General features: G+C 64.3%; 13 protein-coding genes. 6 read left to right on the top strand and 7 right to left on the bottom strand.

Annotation, left to right across the window (positions count from 1 at the left end; translation table 11 throughout):
- Positions 1-191: 191 nt before the first annotated feature.
- Entirely contained in the window at positions 192-851 is a 660-nt protein-coding gene (locus VHK65_03915) for a hypothetical protein (GenBank protein ID HVS05296.1), read from the bottom strand.
- A 1096-nt stretch (positions 852-1947) separates the two neighbouring features.
- Between VHK65_03915 and VHK65_03910 the strand changes: the two genes are divergently transcribed.
- Positions 1948-3042 (top strand): BTAD domain-containing putative transcriptional regulator, encoded by a 1095-nt coding sequence (locus tag VHK65_03910; protein ID HVS05295.1) that lies wholly within the window; start codon positions 1948-1950, stop codon positions 3040-3042.
- Between the two features lie 407 nt (positions 3043-3449).
- Positions 3450-5477 carry an AAA family ATPase gene (locus tag VHK65_03905; protein ID HVS05294.1) on the top strand — a complete coding sequence of 676 codons (2028 nt, stop codon included), beginning with the start codon at positions 3450-3452 and terminating at the stop codon, positions 5475-5477.
- On the opposite strand, the gene VHK65_03900 is transcribed toward VHK65_03905, so the two are convergent.
- Positions 5474-7942 carry an ATP-binding cassette domain-containing protein gene (locus VHK65_03900; protein ID HVS05293.1) on the bottom strand — a complete coding sequence of 823 codons (2469 nt, stop codon included), beginning with the start codon at positions 7940-7942 and terminating at the stop codon, positions 5474-5476. The two genes, VHK65_03905 and VHK65_03900, sit on opposite strands and share 4 nt — an antisense overlap.
- Positions 7943-8054: 112 nt before the next feature.
- Here VHK65_03900 and VHK65_03895 point away from each other — a divergent pair, with 112 nt between their 5' ends.
- On the top strand, positions 8055-9998 hold the full coding sequence (locus tag VHK65_03895; GenBank protein ID HVS05292.1) for a serine/threonine-protein kinase: 1944 nt from the start codon (positions 8055-8057) through the stop codon (positions 9996-9998).
- Position 9999: 1 nt separating this feature from the next.
- On the opposite strand, the gene VHK65_03890 is transcribed toward VHK65_03895, so the two are convergent.
- Both VHK65_03890 and ppdK read right to left on the bottom strand, forming a co-directional pair.
- A complete protein-coding gene (locus VHK65_03890) occupies positions 10000-11406 on the bottom strand; it encodes a hypothetical protein (GenBank protein ID HVS05291.1) in 1407 nt (468 codons plus the stop codon).
- A 293-nt stretch (positions 11407-11699) separates the two neighbouring features.
- Complete coding sequence (gene ppdK, locus VHK65_03885; protein ID HVS05290.1) at positions 11700-14396, bottom strand: pyruvate, phosphate dikinase; 2697 nt, start codon at positions 14394-14396, stop codon at positions 11700-11702.
- A 115-nt stretch (positions 14397-14511) separates the two neighbouring features.
- Between ppdK and VHK65_03880 the strand changes: the two genes are divergently transcribed.
- Positions 14512-14802 carry a type II toxin-antitoxin system prevent-host-death family antitoxin gene (locus tag VHK65_03880; protein ID HVS05289.1) on the top strand — a complete coding sequence of 97 codons (291 nt, stop codon included), beginning with the start codon at positions 14512-14514 and terminating at the stop codon, positions 14800-14802.
- Positions 14741-15208, top strand: coding sequence for a type II toxin-antitoxin system VapC family toxin (locus tag VHK65_03875; protein HVS05288.1), 468 nt, complete (start codon positions 14741-14743; stop codon positions 15206-15208). Before VHK65_03880 ends, VHK65_03875 begins: the two co-directional genes overlap by 62 nt.
- A gap of 6 nt (positions 15209-15214) precedes the next feature.
- Here the strand turns inward: VHK65_03875 and VHK65_03870 are convergent, their stop codons facing one another.
- The 3 genes from VHK65_03870 to VHK65_03860 all read right to left on the bottom strand — a co-directional run bounded on the left by VHK65_03870 (position 15215) and on the right by VHK65_03860 (position 22556).
- Positions 15215-17503: a peptidoglycan DD-metalloendopeptidase family protein gene (locus VHK65_03870; GenBank protein HVS05287.1), complete on the bottom strand. Its 2289-nt coding sequence runs from the start codon at positions 17501-17503 to the stop codon at positions 15215-15217.
- 84 nt (positions 17504-17587) lie between these two features.
- Positions 17588-20065 (bottom strand): glycosyl hydrolase family 18 protein, encoded by a 2478-nt coding sequence (locus VHK65_03865; protein HVS05286.1) that lies wholly within the window; start codon positions 20063-20065, stop codon positions 17588-17590.
- A gap of 43 nt (positions 20066-20108) precedes the next feature.
- Positions 20109-22556: a hypothetical protein gene (locus VHK65_03860; GenBank protein HVS05285.1), complete on the bottom strand. Its 2448-nt coding sequence runs from the start codon at positions 22554-22556 to the stop codon at positions 20109-20111.
- Between the two features lie 200 nt (positions 22557-22756).
- Here VHK65_03860 and VHK65_03855 point away from each other — a divergent pair, with 200 nt between their 5' ends.
- A complete protein-coding gene (locus tag VHK65_03855; protein ID HVS05284.1) occupies positions 22757-23674 on the top strand; it encodes a hypothetical protein in 918 nt (305 codons plus the stop codon).
- Positions 23675-23680 lie beyond the last annotated feature (6 nt).

Below are 23680 nucleotides of genomic sequence, written 5' to 3'. Positions count from 1 at the left end.
CGCCCCGGGAACCACCCGCCCTCTCGCAAGATGTGCTCGACCGGCTCAGTGAGACTATTTCTTACCACTGACAACCATCCCTACGAGTCGCGACTAGTAGGAGGGAGGGACGCGTGCTTAGCGCGTCCCTCCATCAGTGTTGAAAGGCGGAGGCCGACGCCTCCACCCAGAGTCGCACAGGAGCAAGGTCGTTAAGAGAAGTAAGCAAACTTGCCGTCGACACTAACATCCAAGCCGGTCCCGTTTGGCATCGCGAGGTTTTGCTCGAAAGCGATCCCGCGAGCCACATCCTGTCCGGGCCAGACCTGGGACAGGCTGTGGACGACTGGCATCGGTACGCCCGGAGCGGCAAAGGGGTGAATGCCCCCATTCAGGTCCAGAACGTATCCGGTCGTGCCATCGCTGCGCAGCACTAGACCGCGCGTCATGTCACCGCTCGTCCAGTAGCCGGTCACGGTCGGGGTGGGCGGCATCTGCACCCCTGGGACGGCGAAGGGGTGAACCCCGCCAAGCAGGTCAAGGGTGTAGCCAGTCAGACCGTCCGACCGGAGCACGATTCCGCGGGTCATATCGCCGCTCGACCAGAAACCTGTGACGGTCGGAGTGGAAGGCATCTGCGCACCCGGAATCGCGAAGGGGTGGATCCCTCCAAGCAGATCGAGAGTGTAGCCGCTCCTGCCATCCGACCGAAGGACGATCCCGCGGGTCATATCGCCACTCGGCCAAAGACCTGTGACCGTCGGAGTCGCCGGCATCTTCACGCCAGCCGCGGCAAACGGGTGAATCCCACCAAGCAAGTCGAGCGTATAGCCACTCTTGCCGTCGCCGCGGAGCACCAAACCCCGGATCATATCCGACCCGGGAGACCACAGCCCGGTTGCCTTGACGGGTACCGCTCCGCCAAATGGACGCACGAGGCCTTCACCTGTTACGTAATAGCCAACCTTTCCTGTTCCGAATAGTCCCGGGGAGCTCAAAGCAATTCCCCGGACCGGTGAAATTGCTGGCGCCGTAACGTGGAGCCAGCCTACGATGCTTTGGCCGTTTCCGCCGGTGGCTGTCCAGGTAGCATTTCCCGTCGTCCCTCCATTGAAATTTTCGTCGATGGTGGTAAAGGTTCCGTTGCCAGTTCCAACGACAACGTTGGTGTGCCCGTAGCCACCGTCGGAGTAACTGACGACGTCTCCAGGCAGGGGAAGTCGACCATTCCCAGGCCGAACTAGCGTCAATGGAGCAGCGCCACTGTGCGCCTGGAGGTACGACCAGTAGACATCGACGACCTGTGAGCCCCCACTCAGCTGCTGTTGAGGAAGCCCGAAGCGCTGGTAGAGATACCGTTCGCTGAGTTCAACGCACTGCCACTCCCAATTGAGCGAGAGGGGTGCGGTCTCTTGGACGGATGGGAGAGTTCCAGGTGTATCCGCCGGCCCACAAGCAATTAGGCCGTTCCACTGGGCGATGATCGATGGAAGCTGGCTAGCGGGGACTCCAACATTGGCCCATCGATTCCCATCGCAGGTACCGTTCCACCAGTTCGGTGCGGGTAGAGGCAATGTGTTGTTGGCAGCGAGTGCGGGAGTGGCTGGATAGAACGCGCCAAGCGCACTGCCCGTCAGCAGCACCGCCACTACGATTCGAAGGAATCTTGTCGCGGCCCCGAATCTCCGTGTCTTCGCTAGATCGTGCATTTCAGCGACCTCCTTTTTGCTTCGGGGCCTGTAGCCCCTGCGACGAGCACGATCCTGCCATGCGCTGAATACCGACTGGTTCGGCACTGAAGCCCCGCTGAAGATCCAGTGCCTCGCATGATGCCTCAGTTGATGGATCCGCTCGCCGGGTGCACAATGAGAGCCGAGACGCAGGGAAATGGAATTCCGGGTTCTCGGACCGATTGAGGTTTGGGAAGGGAATCGGCCCCTTCCTGTCGGCGGCGAAAGGCTCCGCGCCTTGCTCGCCATCCTCCTGCTCAATGCCAACAAAGTTATAGCCAGCGAGCGGCTGATCAAGTTGATTTGGGGGGAAGACCCGCCCGACACCGCAAGTAACGTCCTGCAGGTTTATGTCTCCCAGCTGCGAAAGCTGGTGGAACCCTTGACCCGGACCGCTCCCTACCGTCGATTGGTGAGCCAGGCGCCCGGGTACGTCCTTCGGGTCGATGCTGACCAACTCGATCTAGATCGGTTTGACCTGCTCGTTCAGCAGGGTCAACAGACCATTGCCCGCGACCCCGAGGTTGCGGCTCGCAAACTCCGGCAAGCCCTAGAGCTTTGGCGCGGTCCGGCATTCGAGGATGTCGGCGACAGCCCATTCGCTGTTGCCGAACGAGCCCGGTTCAATGAAAAGCGAATGGCGGCGCTCGAGTCGCGAGTCGACGCCGAGCTCGCGCTTGGACGTCATCGCGATCTGGTGGGCGAATTGCAAGCGCTGGTCGCCGAGCATCCTCTCCGCGAGCGCCTCTGCGGCCAACTCATGTTGGCGTTCTACCGCTCCGGCCGCCAAGCAGAGGCTTCGAATGTCTACTACGGGACGCGGCGGCGGCTGATCGACGAGCTTGGCATGGAGCCGAGCGTCGCTCTCCAAGGCTTGCTCAAGGACATCCTGACTCAGGCCCCGCGGGCAGGCTGGGTAACCTCCGAACCAGGCGCGGCGGGCACCGCCTCGACGGTGGTGGGCCCCTGCCCGGTCTTAAAGTTCTCCACCATCGAAATCCCGATCACACTGCCAAAGTGCCTGCTTGGTCGCCGCTCGCGGGACGGCGGTGGTCGACCCGACGTCGACCTTAGTGGCCTCGACCCTCAGCGATCGGTCTCGAGGAGGCACGCCGAGCTCATATACCGGGATGACACCATCCATGTCCAGGACCTTGGATCAGCCAACGGGACAACGGTTAACGGACGTCGCCTCGCGCCGAACGAATCCTGTTCATTGCGCTCCGGTGACAGCCTGACCTTTGGCAGCACGTCCGCGGTGTTTTCGCTACCAGACGGCTTCGTGTGGCGAGACTGGCTCGAAGCCACGATCATCCAGGAAGTCCAGGCGTGAGCGCCCGGCTGCGTTTTAAGGCGGGACCCAGGGTGTTCGAGATTACTCGAGAGGTCTCGACCATTGGACGTCGTTCCCTCGATGGCGCGGTCGTCCCTGACATCGACCTCACCGACGTGGACGCGGAAAGGTCGGTGTCGCGACGTCACGCCGCCCTCCGTCAGGCGGATGGTGAACTATTCGTGTCAGACCTCGGCTCTTTGAACGGGACCTGGCTCAACGGGCGTCGGCTTAGCGCCGATCAGAGCGCACGCCTGGGCGCGGGGGACGTGATTGAGCTGGGTCAGGTTCAAATTCTGTGCATCGCGGACCCGGACGTGACGCGTCCAATGGGCGCTGCCCCAGCCGATAGAGGATCAGCGAAAACAGGTGCGTCTACCGCGGCAGCACGGGGGACTTCCATATTCTTGCCCCAGCTCCTCTTTCCGCAGTGCCAGATCGTGTGGGCCCGCCGCGACCTGAATCCAACCTTCGCGCAACTCCTTGACCATGCCTTGGCGAGCCAGCGGACGATCCTGGTCGTTCCTCGCCTGACTGACGATACGTACTCCATCTTCGCCACAGAGGCGAATGTGTCCGAGACCGACGGCAAGATCGGATTGCTCGGCCTTCGCCGGGTGCGGATTCTGCATACGGACATGCAGGCGCAGCCTCCGGCTTGTGACTTCGTTCCCATGACGGATACGCCCCTTACGGTCACGGATGATCTGATAAGGCGATTCAGGTCGGCCTTCGGCGATTGGCTGAAGGGGCACCCAGAGGCAAGCTGGGCGGAAAGCGCGATGACAAGTGATGACGCAGCGCTAATGGCCGACCTGGCTTGCCAGGTGTTGTTTGGCTCAGACCCACAGCGGGCAAGCTTGTTGGGGATCGACGACGTTGGCAGCCGTTTACTCCACTGCTTAGACCAATTGCAGATCCCTCAGGTCGCTGGAGCCAACGTCCCACGATCCGACGTGGCACTTCCGAAGTATTCCGACGTTGGCGACCGAGATCGTGAGAAAGCCGAGCTACGCGACGTCGTGCAATTTGCGCTTCAACCACCGGAGGCGGCGCGGCGCCTTCGTCTTAAGAAAGGAGGCGCCATTTTGTGGGGGCCGCCTGGGACCGGTAAGAGTTATCTGGCAGCTGCGACCGCCGGCGAATTCGGCTGCCGATTCCTCACGCTCAAGGGTCAGCGCGGTGTCCAGGCTTCCGCGGTTGAGGATCTGCTAAGAGCGGCGGCAGCGGAGGCGCCAGTTGTGGTGTTGATCGAGGGACTCGATCTGGTTGACGCCGATGACTGGATCGTGGGCCTGGATCGGGCAAGCCACACCGATGGATTGGCTCTGATCGGAACTGCGCCCGCCCTGAATGCGATCGACGCCTCGCTGCTGGTACCTGGCCGTTTCGATCACCCGATAGCCGTGGGACGCCTCGACGGAATGGCCATTCGGCAAATTCTTGAGGTCCACCTCCGGGGGCGCGCCAATCTGGAAGAGCTGGACCTCGGCAACGCGATCGAATGCAGCAAGGATCGTTCTGCGGCACATCTTGAGCGCCTCGTCAACCTGGCCGCGATGTCCGCATTCAAGGCAGGACGTGGCGCGATCGCGCAGACCGACCTGGACGCGGCGCTCGACAGTACAGCCAGCCGGAAATCGACCGATCCATCGGGCAAGACGTGGGACGACCTGGTCCTGCCCGATGCGACGATCAGCGCGCTGCACGTCCTTCAGACGCTGATCGAAGATCCGCGCCGAGGCCAGGCGCTCGGCGTTAAGGCGCCGCGCGGCGCGGTCCTGTTCGGCCCACCGGGGACCGGGAAGACGACGGTTGCCAAAGTATTGGCGGAGCAAACGCGATGCAGCTTCTTCCCGATCAGTGTCGCCGACATCCTGGACAAGTGGGTCGGCGTTGCAGAGCAGAGGGTGCGGCGCCTGTTCCAGGAGGCTCGCGAGCACCGACCCTCGATCGTTTTCATCGACGAGCTCGATGCGCTTGCCGGACGACGAAGCGACCAAGCAGATGGCAATCGCTTCATGGGCATCCTTCTCAACCAGCTTCTCACGGAAATCGATGGATTCGAGCCGCTCGAGGGCGTATTTGTGATCGGCGCCACGAACCGGATCGATATGCTCGACCCGGCGATGATCCGGGGCGGACGCCTCAGCGAGCACATCGAAATCGGCCTCCCAGATCGGGGAGGACGCCTCAGACTCATCCAGCTGTATACGGCAACGCTTCCGCTAGCAGAAGACATCGACATCGAACGGTTGGCTGACGCGATCGACGGGCTGTCAGGCGGAGACATTGAATCGATGTGCCAGCGGGCCGCTCGACTCGCGCTCGGGCGAAACGCTGATTGTGTCGAAGGACAGGACTTCGAGGCCGCCCTCCCGCCGTCCGCGCCGATCAGCTCGCCGATCGGTTTCCGCGTCTCGAAAGTGCGTTAACGCCGGCGACGCGCCGACGCCGAGAGCAGGGCAGGATCGCGGCGCTTCAGCGCATATCCGGCGAGCACTAATTCGACGAGAAATAGCCCAACGAGCGCCCCGACGTCGGTGATCCAGGTCCGGGGGTCGTGCCGCCACCGCGTGGTCAGCGCCAGGTCCGTAGTCTGAGCAACTCGATCAACCAGCGCCGCTGAAGGACGATCCGGATTTACGCCTGCGGGAAGACTCGGGTCGAAGGAAGAGGCACGGCGGTAAATCAGTTGATTGAGGTGGATGGTCGAGGCCGCCGCGGCATGACCCCACTGGGCGCTCGCCACATAACTGATCGGTCCGAGGATGGGCTTGTCGTCAATGCGAAGCTGAGGGAGCGTGAGCACCAATTGAGGCACAAGGATGAGGGGAAGCAGGGTAAGAGCCTTGTCACCGCGGCTCGTCAACGCAGAGACCAGTAGACCGAGCGCCATCGCTGCCAGGCCGGTGGCAACGAGCGCCAGCCAGAGCTCAAGCCGGAGGTTAGGGAGGAGCGCGCCGCCGCCGGTACCGCCCTGACGCAATGTTCCCAACCAGACAAGAACGCCGGCTTGTGCCGCGGTCACCACCGAGAGGATGATCACTTTCGATGCCAGGTAGGCGGGAATTGAGATGCCAACCATTCGCTCGCGCGTATAGACCGGCAACTCCTTCACGATCTCGCGGATCGAATTTCCCGCGCCAAGGTAGGTCGCGCTTACCACAAGAAAAAGGATCGCCTGAAGCCCAGCGTTGAGGGCGCTGGAGTTGGCCGCATCGAAGCCGCCCGGACTGACGGCAAGCAGGATGATCGCAGCCAGGATCGGAGCTTGTAGCAGGAGGATTGCGGTGTTCGCGGGGTCGCTCGCTATGACCGCCAGGTAGCGGTGCGAGAGCGTCAAGAACTGGCGCCACCGATTCTGCCTGGGCGGCGGGGCCTGGGCTGGAACTGCCGCGCGGCGTTCTTGGGAGAACTCAGAATGGACGAGCGCCGGACGCACGAATTGGTCGTAGACGGGACTCTTGCGGAACTCCTCTTTGAAGTCACGCTGTCCACGCTCGAGATCGCGGAAAACTTGAGCGAAGTCCGACCTGCCGAAGTAGGCCAGGGCGTCTCTAGGCGGCCCGTAATAGGCGGTCTTTCCGCCCGGAGCCAGGAAGAGCACTCGATCACAAAGGTTGAGGCTTTGCACCGAGTGGGTCACCACGATCACGGTTCGGCCGTCCGCGGCCAGCCGCTGGAGTAGCTCCATCAGATCCTGCTCCATCCCTGGATCAAGGCCAGATGTAGGTTCGTCCAGGAACAACAGCCTCGGACGGGTAAGCAGTTCGAGGGCAATCGAAACCCGTTTGCGCTGTCCACCGGACAGTCGGTCAATCCGTTGCCGCGCTCGACTGGAAAGGCGGAGCTCGGAGATGACTTCATCGACGCGTCCATTTCGATCGGCGCGAGAGACGTCGGACGGAAAACGCAGTTCGGCTCCGTACCGGAGCGCTCGTCGAACCGTGAGCTGCGGGTGCAGGATGTCATCCTGCGGCACGTAGCCGATGCGCTGGCGGAACTCGTCATAGGACGCATAAAGATCGCGCCCGCCACAATGTACGGTTCCCTGATCGGCCGGCCGGAATCCGGCGAGTGCACTCAGAAGCGTTGATTTCCCAGCTCCGGATGGCCCTACGGCCGCAAGGAAGGTGTGTCGTGGGACACTGAAACTAACCTCGTCGAGAAGCTGGCTCGGACCGATATGGACGCTCAAGTTGACCGCCTCGAAACTCACGTCGTCGGCTCGCGCATAGTCCTCGAGGCGGTTTCCGCGCAGCCGGAGGCTATGATTGGCGATTCCGATGACGTCTGTGTCAGTCACCGGCGCTCGTTCGATCCGAACGCCATTGATGTACGTGCCGTTGTGGGACCTGAGGTCGATCAGCTCAGGGGTGCGGCCCGGTGCTTGCACCAGGCGCGCGTGGTGGCGGGAGACGGTTAGATCAGCGAGTACCACCGTATTGTCAGTCGCTCGGCCTATCGTGACGTCCCCCGATATCGCCGAGCTGATCGTCATCGGTCCCAGATCAATTGCTGCGTGGTGAATCGCCTCGACCCGGGAGCGCGCGAGCGTCAGCGTCGGTGTCGCCTCGGCAATCCTGGATCCAGACGGCACCGGCACAAGCTCGATGGGTATGCCCTTGGATGCATCGCCCAGGAGAAGGACGACTCCGGCGCCCACGCGAACCCTGCCGATTCGCTCGCCGGCCTGGTAGGTGCCGTTGCGCGTCCGTAGATCTTCGGCGATCCATCCATCGGACTCTGGACGAAGCTGCAGGTGACGGCGAGAAACCCGCGGGTCAGAGCAGTCGAACGGCGGTGCACTCTCGCGGCCGATCACAACCGCCTCAGTGATGACCTTTTCTCGTTCGCCCAGGCGTACCCGCAGCGGGACGGGCTGACGGTCTTGCATCAGTTGGAAGCCATCCTAATTGCAAAGAGAGGGGCCTGTGGATACACTAGCGGCGGGGATCAGCCATGGCTTACCTGCCGGCGTTCCGTCGCGGCACGCGGGGATCTGACGCGTGAACGGCGCAGACGACGGGCGTGCGGCGGCCGACCGAAACCTTCCAACGACGCTCGATAACGCTGGGCGGGCTCCGGACGACGCTACCGTCCGGTCAGACCGCACAGTCGATCCGTGGATCGGACGCGTTCTCAAAGCAAAGTACAGGCTAGAACGCCGGCTTGGGTCTGGCGGCTTCGGGACCGTTTACGCCGCCCGCCAGCTCTTAACCGATACCTGGCACGCGGTCAAGCTGATGCACGCGCCTCTCGCTCCCCAGCCGCGCATGCAGGAGCGCTTCCGTGAAGAGGCGCGAACCGGCATGCAACTCAATCACCCGCGCATTGTCCGGATCACGGACTTTGATATCGAAGGTGATGCCTGCTTCCTCGTCATGGACCTGATCGAGTCCAGGACCCTCGCGGAGCGGTTGCAGGCGAAACCTTCAGAGGTCACTTCCAACCTCCCAACCTGGACACGCGATATCGCGGCCGCTCTCGACTATGCCCATGCTCATAGCGTCCTGCACCGTGATCTGAAGCCGAACAACATCCTCGTTCGGGAGCAAGACAATGCGGCCTTGCTCACTGACTTCGGTATCTCCCGCTGGGTGCATCAGGCCGGCCTGACTGCAGAGGGGGTAACCCTGGGCACATCTGCGTACATGTCCCCGGAGCAGTGCCGCGGCGAGACGCGGGCCATCGACGCGCGCTCGGACATCTATGCCTTCGCGGCTCTGCTGTTCGAGGCGGTCGCCGGACATCCGCCCTTTGGATCGGGACCTGAGGCGATACAGGGTCACCTCCACCGTGAGCCTCCGCGGTTGACGGAGCTCAGCCCGGCGCTGCCCAACGCCGCAGCTCTGGACCAGGCGCTCGGACACGGTCTTGCCAAGTCACCGAATCAACGTCCGGCCTCGGCGACTCAGCTCGCCGAGGAGTTCCTCAAAGCCCTCTCGGGTACACGATTAGAGCCTGCGGTCGCGGTACCACCGGCTCGCAGCAGCAGCCTCGGTTTGTCGAGGGCGGCGCTCTGGGCTACCGTATTGCGGAACCGGATCCCAGCGGCAATTACCGCGCTGGCACTCATTCTCTTTATTGGCGGTGGGGTCGCGATCGCCGCTTCGCGGCCGTCCAGCAAGGCAGCTGCCACGACCACCCAGGCACGCGCCAGCTCGAGCGCTGCCGCGACGTCATCGCCAAGCCAGGCTCCCTCGAGCAAAGCGGTCACACTCTCAGCACTACCCGCGAGCGCACTCGGAACGTGGCTTGGAAGCGTGCACTTGTTCACCCAACCTGCTGACCGTGCATTGAAAGTGACGCTCCGAACTGGAAACCTTGGCGACGAAGTCGGCGAGTACACCTACCCGACTTTGGGACTGGGTGCGAGTGTGTGCCGAGGAAACCTCATGCTCGAAGCAGCCTCCAGTGGCTCATCGCAGTTGACTCCGAAGCCAGTCGGTCCACTGATAAATGGGGCGCCTGAGTGCCTAGCGAAGCGGATTGTGATCACCCCGTCTACGGGATCCCTTGACTGGAAGGTGTACGAGGAACCGGGAGGGACCTTTGTTGGTCAGGGTTCCCTATCACAAGGAGGGGCGCAACTTGATTTGCCGACCGCGTACGCCGGTACCTGGCAAGGATCAGTACATTTCTTTGGCGGAGGCGACTATGCGCTGATAGCAACGATCCGCGGCGGAAAGATCGGCGACATCGTCGGCGAATACAGGTTCCCTGGCCTGGAGTCCAATGCGGCATGCCATGGCATCCTGGTCCTCGACAGCCCGAACAGTGCCTCCGCTTCACTGGCACCCCAGCCTCAGGGGGGCCTGATGAGCGGAGCACCCGGGTGCCAGGCGAAGGAAATTGGTATCTCGCCGACCGGCGGAGCATTGGAGTGGAAGATCTACGACGAGGCCGGCGGAAATCTGCTGGGACAGGGATCGCTCGCCAAGACCTCCTGAGCTAGCTTGCCGATCGTGGGGCAACCAAGCGGAGAACGCGGCTCCATGCCCACCGCATACCTACCCCGGCTGCAAGGGCGGCGCCACCGATCCACAGCAGCGCGGTGCTTTGATCTTGCGGCGTGGAGAGTTCACTCGTGCCGCGTACGGTGACCCAGTAGAGGGCGGCGACGGAGGCGGCAAGTACCGCTGCGGCCCAACTCGCGGCAAAGCGTCCCCAGCGTTGGGTGCGAAGTCCGGGACGCTTCGCCAACAGAACCTTCCACGCGGCGGCGACCAGGGCCCACCCGATCCAAAGGTTGGGGCCAAGCGTCGAGATATTGATGACCGTCCCCGTCGCGGCCTGTGTCCTGCTCGACTGGCTGAAGCTGATGGACGAGAGGAGGAAGAGGCCAAAAGCTGGGAGAAGGCGCTTTCGGAACAACCCGCCAGACGTTGCCGCCGCCCGGGGCGTTGCCGTCTTCGAAATAGCTGGCGCTTTGTCGCGCCACGTCCAGTTGGCAAGCATGGCTTCGAACCCCGGAAGGTAGGTGTCGAAGAGCCGGTCGTCTGCCATGAATTCGATGTTGTATGGGATGCCGGCGCGGGCGATTCGGATGCGCATGATGCGGCAGGGCCCTCCCAGGTCCTGAGAGGGAAAGCGGATCGTCGCCGCGATTCCCATCTCCCCACCGATGTCGAGCCGGCGGGGTGGTCCGATGACCTCGCCACCAGGAGTATTCACGACTATCAGCGACGGGAAGGCGCAGGAAAGCCGCTCAAGATCGTCGCGGCGGACCGGGCCCGCCTCACGCGCGACGCGGACATTTGGGTTCACGACGGACCCAATGTCGTGGACCACCGCAGCAACCACGTTCTCGTGCAGCAGGCTGGAAGCCTTCTGTAGGTCTGCGACGAGGGTCCAACCGGCTGGTATTCCGAAGCTAAAGGCTCCGGCCCGCTGCTCCAGTTGCACGACGGGGGCCTGCGAGGTGGGCTGTTCAAGCGGCAGGGCACGCCACAACTTAGGGCGGGCGACCTGCTCGAGGGTCGTCCGAAAGAGCGCCGCGTCAGTGGGCCGGATTTTGAATTGATCGCCAACCATGAGATTGACGGCAACCCGGTCGCCCTCATATCGAATCTCACGAATGGTCCCATATGGGGCCTCGCCTGCCTCCACCTCGCCGGCCGACTGCAGGCGGATCCGCTCCGTTGTCAACTCGACCCAGCCGTCATCGATCTGCCGCCACTTCGCTCGCTGTGCATTCCACTTCCGAAGAAGCGCGACCGTGAAAAACCCGGCCATGAATGCGGTGCTGCCGATGGCGAAGCCGCGAAGCTTCGCCTCTGCGTTCGACCAGACCCAAAATTGGGCTGAGGACCGGTAGAGAACTGTCTCGTTTGCGCTCGGTGCCGCGATCACACTCATGTTCCCCTCCTCCCGGAGCCGAACCCCAGGACCAGCGCGCTCGCAGTCGACGTATCCCGCATCGTTTCACTGCTTGACCACTCGGTCAAGTGGGAGTTTGGCTCGGTCATGCGCCAATCGTCGGATGACGCGCTGAAGTCAGGCTGAAGAGTCGCTGAGTCGGCGGATTAACCCTCCCCGACCCTCCCCGTAAACGGGGAGGGAGCAAAGGGAGGGAGAAAGTGCGAGTGCTTAGCAGAGAAAGTCCCAAGGGGGAGAGAGAAAGTCCCCCAGGGGGAGGGGGTTGTTTGCGTCTAGCGGTCCCGCTCTTTTGTTTCCATCGCGGCCTGCGCCGCCGCCAGCCGCGCTACCGGTACGCGGTACGGGGAGCAGCTCACATAGTTCAGGCCCAGCGTGTGGCAGAACTTGATCGACGCGGGGTCTCCCCCATGCTCGCCACAGATGCCGATTTCCATGTTGGGTCGTGCCTTGCGGCCTTCCTCGACGGCGAGCTTCATCAGCCGGCCGACGCCGATGGTATCAAGCGACTCGAAGGGGTTGACCGGCAGGATCTTCTCCTCGACGTACTTGAGCAGGAACTTGCCCTCGGCATCGTCGCGCGAGAAGCCGAACGTGGTCTGCGTCAGATCGTTGGTGCCGAAGGAGAAGAACTCCGCAACCTTCGCGATCTCCCCCGCCGTCAGCGCGGCGCGCGGGATTTCGATCATGGTGCCGAACTTGTAGGGAATCTCGGTCTTCAGCTCGGCGAAGACCTGTTTGACCACCCGCTCCACCGTCTCGTGCGTGCGCTGCAGCTCGTTCACGTGGCTGACCAGCGGGATCATGATCTCGGGCTTGACGTCGACGTTCTTCTTCTTCAGCGAAATGGCAGCCTCCAGGATGGCGCGCACCTGCATCTCGATGATCTCGGGATAGAGGAGGCCGAGCCGGATGCCGCGCAGGCCGAGCATCGGGTTCTGCTCGCGCATCCCCTCGATCGCCTTGAGCAGCGCTTCTTCCGCCTCCAGCTTCTTCTTGGGCGCCTTCTTCAAGCGCATCGTCGTGACCTTGACCAGCTGCTCGTCGTAGTTCGGCAGGAATTCGTGCAGCGGCGGGTCGATCAAGCGGATGATGACCGGCAGGCCGTGCATCTCCTTGAGGATGCCCACGAAATCCGAGCGCTGGAAGGGCAGCAGCTTGGCGAGCCACCGGCGCCGCTCCTTCTCGTCAGCGGCCAGGATCATCTTCTGAACGATGGGCAGCCGCTCCTGCTCCATGAACATGTGCTCGGTGCGGCAGAGGCCAATGCCCTGGGCGCCGTAGCTGCGGGCGACTTTCGCGTCGCGCGGATAGTCGGCATTGGCCCAGACGCCGAGCCGGCGTCGGGCGTCGGCCCAGGTCAGCAGCGTGTTGAGGTCCTTGTTGATGGCGGGCTCGATCATCGACACGGAACCCAGGATGATCTCGCCGGTCGAGCCGTTGATCGTGATCAGGTCGCCTTCTTCGACTTTCACCCCATCGACCGTGAAGAAGCGCTTCTCGAGGTCGATCTTCAGGCTCTCGGCGCCGGCCACGCACGGCTTGCCCATGCCGCGCGCGACGACGGCGGCGTGGCTCGTCTTGCCACCGCGCGCGGTGAGCACGCCTTTCGCCGCGATCATGCCGTGGACGTCATCGGGGTTGGTCTCGATCCGCACCAGGATGACGGCCGCGCCTTTCTTACCGAGCGCCTCCGCGCGGTCGGCGTCGAAGACGGCCTTGCCGCTGGCTGCGCCCGGTGAGGCATCGATGCCTTTCGCAATCACTTTCGGCTTGGACTTGGGGTCGATCCGAGGATGGAGCAGCTGGTCGACCTGGGTTGGCTCGACCCGCTGGACGGCCTCGTCCTGGGTGATCAGGCCCTCGGCGACCATGTCGACGGCGATCTTCACGGCCGCCTGCGCGGTGCGCTTGGCGGAACGCGTTTGCAGCATCCAGAGCTTTTTCTTTTCGATCGTGAACTCGAGGTCCTGGACGTCCCGGTAATGCTTTTCCAGCTGGTTCGCCGTTTCTTCGAACTGGCCGTAGACCTCCGGGAGTTGCTTCTTGAGGGAGGCGATCGGCTGCGGCGTGCGGATCCCGGCGACGACGTCCTCGCCCTGGGCGTTGACCAGGTAGTCGCCGTAGAGCACCTTCGCGCCGGTGTTGGGGTCGCGCGTGAAGGCGACACCGGTCCCGGAGTCGTGGCCCATGTTGCCGAAGACCATGGTCTGGACGTTGACTGCGGTCCCCAGGGTGTGCGGAATCTTGTTGAAATTGCGGTAGTCGGTGGCGCGCTTGTTGTTCCACGAGGAGAAGACGGCCTCAATCGCGGCGTGGAGCTGTTCTGTCGGATTGTCCGGGAACGGTTTCCCGCTCTCCTTCAAGACGACCTCCTTGAACTCCTTGACCAGCCGTTCCAGTTGCTCCGGCTTCAGCTCGGGATCGGTCTTGACCCTCGCCTTTTCCTTAGCGTGCTCCAAGCGCTTCTCGAACTTTTCGGCGTCGATGCCGAGGACGATCTTGCCGAACATCTGAATAAAGCGTCGATACGAGTCAAGGGCGAAGCGCCGGTCATTGGTGAGCTTCGCCAGTCCTTCGAGCGTCTCCGGGTTGAGCCCGAGGTTGAGGACGGTGTCCATCATCCCGGGCATGGAGAACTTCGCGCCGGAACGCACCGACACCAGCAGCGGGTTGCTCGTGTAGCCAAGCCGCTTGTCGGTCTTCTCCTCGACCTGATGGAGCGCTTGCTGCGCCTGCTGCCACATCCCGTCGGGGAACTTCTTGCCCGAAGCGTAGTAGGCGTTGCAGGCCTCCGTGGTGATCGTGAACCCTGGGGGAACCGGCAGCCCGGCCCGCGTCATCTCGGCGACACCCGCCCCCTTGCCGCCGAGCAGGTCGCGCATGTCCTTGTTGCCCTCTTCGAAGAGGAAGACCCATTTCTTGGTCGTGGTTGAGCGCGACTCGGGACGTGCCTGCGTGGTGACGGCCATGCGCGTGCCTCCTTGGAAAAGCGACGGTTACCGAATCAAGGATACCAATGCGGCAATCTTCCTCCGCCGCTTGCGCGTTGCGAAGATGACTACAATTTGATAAAATGTGACCACAATGCTGCAGATCGGCATCCGCGCCCTCAAAGCCGGGCTGAGCGAGTTCGTCCGGCGGGCTGCCAACGGTGAGACGATCGTCGTTACCGAGCGGGGACGGCCTGTGGCCGAACTCGTCCCACATCGCTCAACGGAGTTGCCGAGCCGGTTGGCGGAGCTGGTTCGGCGGGGTGAGGTGACACTCGCCACCAAGCCGCCCGGCCTCCCCAGGGTCCGCGGAAGGATGCGACCTGGCTCTTCGCTGTCGGACGTCGTGGTCGAGGAGCGCGGGAACGAACGTCTACTTCGATAGCAGCGCTCTCGTCAAGCTGCTGGTCCTCGGAGAAGTTGACTCCGAGATAGCCATCGACCTTTTCCGCAAGGCCGACCGCCGTTCCACCTCGGTAATCGCATACGCCGAATGTCGCGCTGCCGTGGCCGCGGCGGCCCGCAGCCGACGCCTGACCGGGGCAGAAGCTCGTAAGGCCGTTGCGGCGCTGAATGACGTGTGGCCGGCGCTTGACCGGCTCGCGGTTTCCGAAGAGATCGTGCACCGCGCTGGCGAGCTGGCCGAGCGTCGCGCACTTCGCGGATTCGATGCTATTCACCTGGCCTCAGCGCTGGCCCAGGCGCCCGAGGCGGCGCTTGCATGCTGGGACGATCAGCTGGCCAAGGCGGCGAGGGCCGAAGGCATCGGTCTGGCGAGCATCAGAAAGTGATGCTCCCTAGTTGTACCAGCCCTCGACGTCGACGATCAGTTGTGAGGACCCAGCCTGGTTGAAGACCACGACCTTGCCGTCGGCGCCGACCGCCGCGACGACGAGGTTCGTGACCGTGACCCCGGGGGTCACATTGAGGTCGGACGTGGCCGGCTGGCTGAGCCCACTGGCGTAGATCGTCAGGAAGCTCGCCGCCGTCGGATTCGTCACCGTCACGTTCAGCAGCACGGCACGAGGCTGCACGGGTGCACCCATCGCGGGGACCGGGCCGAGCCCTGCGACTGTGACCATGGTCTGCCCCGGCCCGATCGGGCCTCCCGCGGTACGGGTATCGAGGATCCGCGTCGGGATCGTGCCGGTGTAGTCGCCGGCGGTCAGCGTGGTGTCCGAGCCGTCACTGAACCAGCCGGTGATGTCGACGATCACGTCCGCGCGTCCACCCCCGTTGTAGATCGTGACTTTGCCGTCGGATCCGAGTGAGGCGATCACGCGGTTGGCCACCGTCGCGTTGGCCTCGAAGTTGAGATTCGAGCTGGGCGGCGTGCTCACACCGCTTGGGAAGGCGCTGAGCCAGCCGGCGGATGTCTCGTTCGTCGCCGTCAGGTTCATGACCACGGCGGAGACCCCGGCGGCCGGGACGCCGCCCTGGCCGGCCACCTTCAGGCTCAGCGACTGCCCGGAGCCCAGCGAGCCGATTCCGCTACGGGTATCGAGGATCCGCGCCGAGGCGGTCGGTCGAAAGATCCCGGCGGTTCCGGTCGTGGTGCCGTCTGAGGCGACCCACCCGGTCACGTCGAGGATGACGTCGGCCGCGCCGGCCGCGTTGAAAACGGACACTCGTCCGCCGCTGCCAACGCCGACAACGGCGAGGCTCGCGAGGGTCTGCCCGCCGTTAAAGTTCATGTTCGACGCCACCGGACGCGCGATCCCCGTGGGATAGACGGTCAGGTAGCTGAGCTGGCTTGGATTGGTCACCGTGGCGTTGAGGATGACCGCCGCCACACCGCTTGCCGGCACACCCCCGCGCCCAACCACCTGGACGTCGATCGTCTGGCCACCGGCCAGGCGGGCGGCGGTTCCACCGACGCCGGTGCGGGTGTCGAGCAGGCGGGCGGGCGTCAGCGGCCGGAAGAATCCCGTCCAGGCCGACGGGATGACGGCGTTCGAGGCACTCGACTGGGTGGCCGCGATGCCGTTCGTTGCCGTGATGGCGAACGTGTACGAGGTGTTGTTGGTCAGGCCCGAGACGATGGCGCTTGTCGCGGAGCCGTTGACCGTGACTGCCTGGGACCCGGGCGTGGCGGTGACGGTGTAGTTGCTGATCGCCGTGCCGCCATTGAAGGCCGGCGGAGTCCAGCTGACCATCGCGGAGGCGTTTCCAGCGACGGCCGCCACGTTGGTCGGCGGCGTCGGGATTGGAAAGCGCGCCGTGCCCGTGAGCCAGAGAATGCCCGGGTCACTGGGCCATGGATCGCCACCCGCGCCCGACCAGCCCCAGGGATCAACCGCGGTCCACGAAGCGGTGACGTACACGCCAAAGTGGAGGTGGGGACCCGAGCTGCATCCGGTGTTGCCGCTCACCCCGATGACCTGGCCACGGTCGACGAGCTGTCCGGGACTGACATAGAGCGCGGACATGTGCCCATAGCGCGTGCTGTACCCGTTCGGGTGGTCGATGATGACGTTCGTGCCGAAACACGGATTGACGGAATCGATGCCGGCCAGCCGGACAGTTCCGGGGGCGGCGCTGTAGACGTTCTCGTACGCGAGCGCGTAGTCCCAACCATTGTGGCCGTCGTAATACAGGTAATCCCGGCCGCCCGGAGTCTGCGCATAGCCCAGCGAGAAGGACGGGTCGACCCCATTCGACTTCAGCCCGGTGGATCCATCGAACTCGCACACCTTGCCGTCCGTGGTGTAGTCCGGGTTGCAGTGATCGAAGACCGAGGTGATGTTGTGCCAGACAAGGTAGGGCCGAGTCAGGAACTGGTCGGCCGAGCTCGTCGCCTGCGCGGCCTGCATGGGTCGCGCCCCAGCGGGTTGCGCCGCGGCTTCGCTCTGCCGCCGGTTCGCCGGTGTCATCGACAGTTGCGAGGCTGAAATCTTCCTAGACGTCGAAACCGGACGGAGGTGTTCGTCCTTGATCAGGCCGGGGAGCGGCGCCTTTGCCGCGGTCGACGGCGTGGCGACCTGACTGGGGGCGGCCGCCACGGCCAGAGACTGCGATTGCCACCCTCCGGCGAGAACGAACCCGACGGCACTGAGCGTGATGAATCGGATCCTTGGGGCTCGCAAGGCTGGGAGAATAACGCACTTCTTTGGGCATTGCCTGCACTCCCGGGCTCCTCTCAGGTTAGTCCGGAACTGTCAGCCGCGATCTCAGTTGAACCAACCAACGATGTCGATGATCGCGTCGGCGCTCCCGCTCCCGGTCGCCAGCGTGATGCGCCCGTCAGCCCCCAGCCTGGCCAGCACCAGGTTGCACACCGTCCCCCCGCCGATCCAGTTGAGGTCCGAGCTGCCAGGCGTGACGGCGTCGCTGGGATAGACGGCGAGGTAACTCGCCGTCGAGGTGTTGGTCACGGTCACGTTGACAACGACGGCGCGCGGCGGAACGATGGCGGACATGGCGGGCACCCCGCCGAGTCCGGCAACGGGCACGGTCAGCGGGGCTCCGGCACGAACCGGTGCCCGAGGAGTCCCGCCCGTGCCAAACCGGGTGTCGATGATCCGCGCCGGCGCAACCCCAGTGAAGCGGCCACCCGTCGCCGCCGGGTCGAACGCATCCGTGAACCAGCCGCTCACGTCGACGACCACATCGACGGTGCCGCCCCCGTTGAAGATGCTGACCTGGCCGTTTAAGCCCACCCCGACGATTACCCGGTTGGGGACGGTCTGCCCGGCCGTGAAGTTGACGCTCGAGGTGCGTGGCCAGCCACCGCCTGGAAAGAGGGTCAGGTAGCCGGCCGCGCTGGGGTTGGTCGCCGTGACATTCAGCGCCACCGCCGCGACGCCGGTCGACGGCACATTGCCCCGGTTGAGCGCCGTGAAACTGATCGTCTGCCCCGGCCCAACCGTCGTCGAACCGCCTAGACCCGAGCGGGTGTCGAGGAGCCGGCTCGGCACCAGCGGGCAGTAGAGCCCGGCGGTGTCGCTGTCGTTTCCGGTGATTGATGTCCAGCCGGAGACATCCAGCACCACGTCGGTGGAGCCGGCGGCGTTGAAGAGGTTGATCGCGCCGTTACGGCCGAGCGTCACGTCGACCAGGTTGGCCACCGTCGTGTTCGCCTGGAAGTTCAGGTTCGAGGTCGCCGGCTGCGTGTTGCCGGCGGGATAGACCGTCAGGTAGCTCGGGGCGCTGGCGCCCACGACGGTGACGTTGAGGGTGACGGCGGCAACCCCGTTGAGGGGTACCGGTACGCCGGGCGCGCCCGCGATTGCGACGGTACGAGTCTGCCAGGGACCGATCCGTCCGGCTCCGTTCCGGGTGTCGTAGATGCGCGTCGGCACCACGGGATGGTACTGACCGGGCCAGGGGTTGCCGAACTTGACACGAAGCGCATTCCAGAGGTCCTGCGAGGTCCCGTCGTAGCCGAGCGCCCACATCCCGGTCCCCAGAAGATTGTTGTTGTTGACCAGGTCGTACTTGTCGCCCAGCGAGGCGGCGTTGTCGTAGTACAGCTCGCGCCAGCTGCCGTGGTTGCCGCCGCAGGGATCGCCGGTTGACGGGCTGTACCACGACACCCACGGCGAGGCCGCGATGTTGTCCCACGACTGGGTCAGCGACTGTGCGCCGCAGCTGAGGTCACTGAGCACCCCGGCATAAGTGTCGGCCTCCGCGCCGCCGCTGCTGGCCGAGTTGGGTGAATTATCGACCGTGCTCCACTTGTAGCCGTAGTAGCCGACGCCGAGCAAGATCTTCGAGGCCGGCGCCTTCGACAGGTACTGCGAGACCGAGAGCGTGTCGTTGTACGTCCCGCCGTTCAGCGGTGCGTTGGCGCCGGCATGGCCGGGCATGTTGCCGAAGGCCATGTCGTAGGCCATGATGAAAAACGCATCGACGTTCGGCGCCAGGTCGCCGATCTTGAAGAACCCGCCGTCCCAGCTGGCCGACCCGGAGTAGGTGTCGACACTGACCATCGCCTGCGGCCAGCGCTGATGAACCTGCGAGGACAGTTGCTTTATGAAGTTCGTAAAGCCGCTCTGCAAATCGGGATAGAGCGAATTCGTGGACCCCTCGAAATCGACGTTGACCCCATCGAGATTCTTTGCCGCAATGGCATTGATCGTGTTCGTGATCGCCGCCTGGGTCCCGCCCGGGGTGTTGACGATCTGGTTGATGGTGGCGACGTCGAACGCTTTGATGACCACGACCACCCGATCGCCGGCCGCGTGTGCCGCATTGATGGTGTTGACCAGGTTCTGGCTGTTCCATCCCGTCCAGCCGTTGGTGCTGGTGTTGATGCTGCCGTCGGAATTGATGTCGAGGCCGAAGTAGGCCACTGTGGTGAGCAGCGAGTAGTTCCATTGCGAGTTGTTCGCGATCGCCCAATAGGGCGCAAAGCCGAACACTTCACGGTCGACACCGCCCGCGGGGTTTACGGCCGGTCCCTGCTGTGCGTTTGCTCTCGCAGCTTGGCCATACACCCTCCCTCGCAGGCGGGGGAGGGCTGGGTGGGGGCTCGTTGTCGCCGGGCTCAACTGCAGCCGGTCGTGTGCATGACGCGCTTCGTCCCTCGCATTTGGACCCACCATGGGATCGGCGTGCGTCACCGCAGGTGGTGCGGCGATAGCGCTGAGTGGCGGCGGTATCAACAGCCCGGCAACCAGCCCCAGGGACGCGATCAACCTACGCATGAATGGCCGACGTTACCACGACGCCGCCGATAGTTCAAACGGGTTATTGGTAGTAGCCGACGACATCGAAGATCACGTCTGTATAGCCGTAGGGGCTGTAGATGTCGAGCCTCCCGCCGCTCCCCAGCCTCACGACCGCCAGGTTCGGAACGGTCTGTCCGGCGACCCAGTTCAGGTCGGACGCGAGCGGCTGTGCGGCGCCGTTCGGCCATACCGTCAGATAGCTTGCGGCCGTCGGCCCGGTAATGGTCACGTTGATCACCACGGCGGTGGGGGGCGTGGGCGCAGTCATCGCAGGCACGCCACCGCGACCCGCGACCTGCACCGCAACCGGCTGCGCGGGCCAGAGCGATGTGCCCAGGCCGCCGGTGCCGTTGCGCGTATCCAGGATGCGCGACGGTGTCAGCCCGACGAAGGTGCCGCCCGATGTCGCCACCGAGCCATCGGTGAACCAGCCGCCCACGTCGGCGATCAGGTCGGCGCTGCCGGCCGCATTGAAGAGGTCGACGCGCCCGCCGCTGCCAACCTTGACGATGACCCGGTTCGCGACGGTCTGCCCGGCGGCTGGGTTGAGGTTCGACGCGGTGGGCATCGCCGTCCCGTCGGGCCAGGCGGTGATGTACGTCGGCACGGTGACGTTGGTCGCCGTGACGTTGAGAACAACCGCCACCACGCCTCCGGCCGGAACCCCGCCCCGCGCCGTGACCTGGAGACTGATGGAGCTGCCGCCGGCGACCGCAGCCTTCGGCGCGCCCGTGCCGTCTCGGGTGTCGAGGAGGCGGGCGGGCACCACGGCGTTGAACAGACCCGCCGCGCCGGGCGTGGCGGTTGGAGCGGAAACCCAGCCCATCAGGTCGGCGACGACATCGGCATGTCCGTACGCGTCGAAGACGCTGACCGCGCCACTCGCGCTCAGGCGGACTTCAACGAGGTTGGCGACCGTTTGGCCGGCGGTCCAGTTCAGGCTGGACGCGAGCGGTTGCGCGGCATCCCCGGGGAAAACCGTGAGGTACGAGGCCGAGGACGTGTTCGTCACGGTGAAATTGATCACGGCCGCATAGGCGCCGCTCGGCGCGCCGCCGACGCCGGCGACCTGGAGCGTGAGCGTCTGGCCCGCGCAAAGCTGGCTCGGGTGTCCACCCAGGGTGGTCCGTGTGTCGAGGATCCGAGCCGGGACCACGGGATGGTAGGCGCCGCCCGGTCCAGGCACAGGGGCGGGCGGGGCCGCATAGTAGGCGCCGACGGCCAGCCGGAGATAGCCACCGTCATCGTCCGCAAACTGCGACACATGCACGTTGCACGCCGCGCACTGGAAACCACTGGTCGGTCGTCCGCCGTTGTTGGTGATCCCATCGCCGCGGTCGTCGGTGTAGTTGGTCTGGCCCCCGTTGGCCTTTCCGAAGAGCACCGCCGCGATTCCGGCGGCGGCCAGGTCACTGGTGTGGCCGAGGAAGTATTCGGCCCGGTTGTCCTGGTAGTGCCCGTCGGTATTGTTCATCGTCAGGAAGAACTGGTTGCCCACCGGCACCTGCCAGGCGATGAGCGGGCGACCGGTGTCGGCGTGCAGCCGGGTCATGTAGGTCAGATAACGGGCAAAATTTGGGAACGTCGTGTTGGTCCGGTCCCACCAGTGCGAGTTGTCCCCGTACCAGGCGGCATCGTGGTCGGCGACGTCGTTGAAGACCACATCGAAGGTGCTCCCGTAGGCGTTGCTCGCGACGCCGGCGGCGTTCAGGAAGGCTGCGGTCTGATCGGCGACGACGTTGGGGTCAAGGGTCGGATCCGTATCGCTTGCCAGGTCTCGCATCGTGGCCCACAACGAGGCATGGATTCCGAGCGCCGCGTTGGGCGCGTACAGATCGCGCAGGTGCAGCAGCGCATCGCCAAAGCCCTGGGCGGTGTTCGGGATTCCGGCGACATCCGCGTAGCCGGACGAAGCCACCGACGCGGATAACGTTGCCGGCGACCCATTGTTGGCCCGCTGCTCCAGGTAACCCCACAGGTCTGGTTCGATCTGGACGATGACCTGCCCGCCAAAGGTCTTGGCCGTCTTCATCAGCAGGACGAAGTTCGCGTAATAGGCGTTCATCGTCGTCGCATTGTTCAGGTTGCTGAAGTCTCGATCGCTTTCGTTGCTGCCGGTCGAGGGATTCGACTGCAGCAGTTCGTAGTAGGAAAAGACCGGGATGTACCCGTTGGTCGCGCTGGCGCTCATGTAGTACGCGGCGTACTGGCCCGGCGGCGAGTTCCAGGTTTCCCAGCCGTTGCCGGTGTTCACGCCGGCGCTCAGGTAGGTGTAGCGGTAGCGCCACGGGACGCCGCTCGACGTCATCCATCCGAGGTTGCCCGGGTCGTTACCGAGGCCGAAGTTCAGCCCGGCGGGTACCGTGAGAGCGGCCAGCGCCTGGTGCGGCGCGGCAACCCCGGAGATCGCAGCCATGAGCAGGGTGAGCCCCAGCGCCCACGCCAGCCTGCCGCGTTTTAAGCCCAATGCCGTGCTCCCATTAGTTCAACGGGAGCTCGATAAGCGTCCTTTCTACGGATTTTTGCGTAAGGCCTGGGGGGAGGCGCGCATCCCCGAGGCGGCAAACGCCGCGTCTTGCGTGCCGTAGTCGCCGACGACAGCCTCAGATCGCAAAAAAAGCGCGGAACTTTTTCACGGCGGGCCGCGTCCTACTATCGGTGAACGGCTTGAGGATCGCGGCCGCACTCGGCCTCATGACGATGCTGGTCGGCTGCGGGCAAGTAGCGCCACCGCGGGGAGCGACGCCAGTCCACTTCACGGTGCTGACGAAACATGGCGGGTTCGAGCCCGGGATCTTCGCCGCGACCAGCGTCGACGATCTCAGGTCGCAAGAAGTGGTCGCCGGGCAACCGGCGGCCTGCACGGCCGCGGATGAGCCGGGGTGCCTCGCCACATTCAGCGCCCCGGCCGGCTCGCTCCTCGTCGCCCTGCAACCGGCGGCATGCGCCGACAACCACCTGGACACGGTCTACCTGAAGAACGGCGCCTTGACGTTCGTGATCAACTGGAACAACACCTGCCCACCCGGCGCCGCTGCCGCAGCCGTCCCTGAGCACTGGGTCGTCGCCGTATCGCTCCAGTCGCTCCCTCAAACCCTGATGCCCCTGGAACTGCAATTCTCCAACGGAGGAAAGCCGTTGGAACTGGCCGGCAAAGGACTCGTGGATCTTCGCGCATCAGGCCATGGTCATACGCGGAGCGGCAACTTCAGCCTCGAGACGCCGCCGGTGGTCGTCAAGGGTCAAGCCGAACACATCACTCTAACGATCTTTGGCCTGAGGGCCACCCGCGTCTATCAGCCCTGGAGAATCGACATCGCCGCGCTCGACCAGGCCGGCCGGGTCGTCTGGCACCAGGCCCCGTACGACGATCCGACGATGTTCAACTGCCTTGTGGGTGAGACGAATACGTGCGCTGCCGGATCGTACAGCGTCGAGATGCCAACCCTGGGCGTGCCTCCGGGCGTCTACACGATCCGCACTACTTTTGCCCTCCCCGCCGGCTACGCCCCGCCCTCACCGCCGGCCACTTCCCCACCGCAGTACACACTGCCCTCACTAACGGTCGAGGTCGTAACGGCCTAGAGGTCC

The sequence above is a fragment of the Candidatus Dormiibacterota bacterium genome, assembly GCA_035544955.1.
Classification (GTDB): domain Bacteria; phylum Chloroflexota; class Dormibacteria; order CF-121; family CF-121; genus CF-13.
This window is presented reverse-complemented; position numbering and strand designations above follow the sequence as displayed.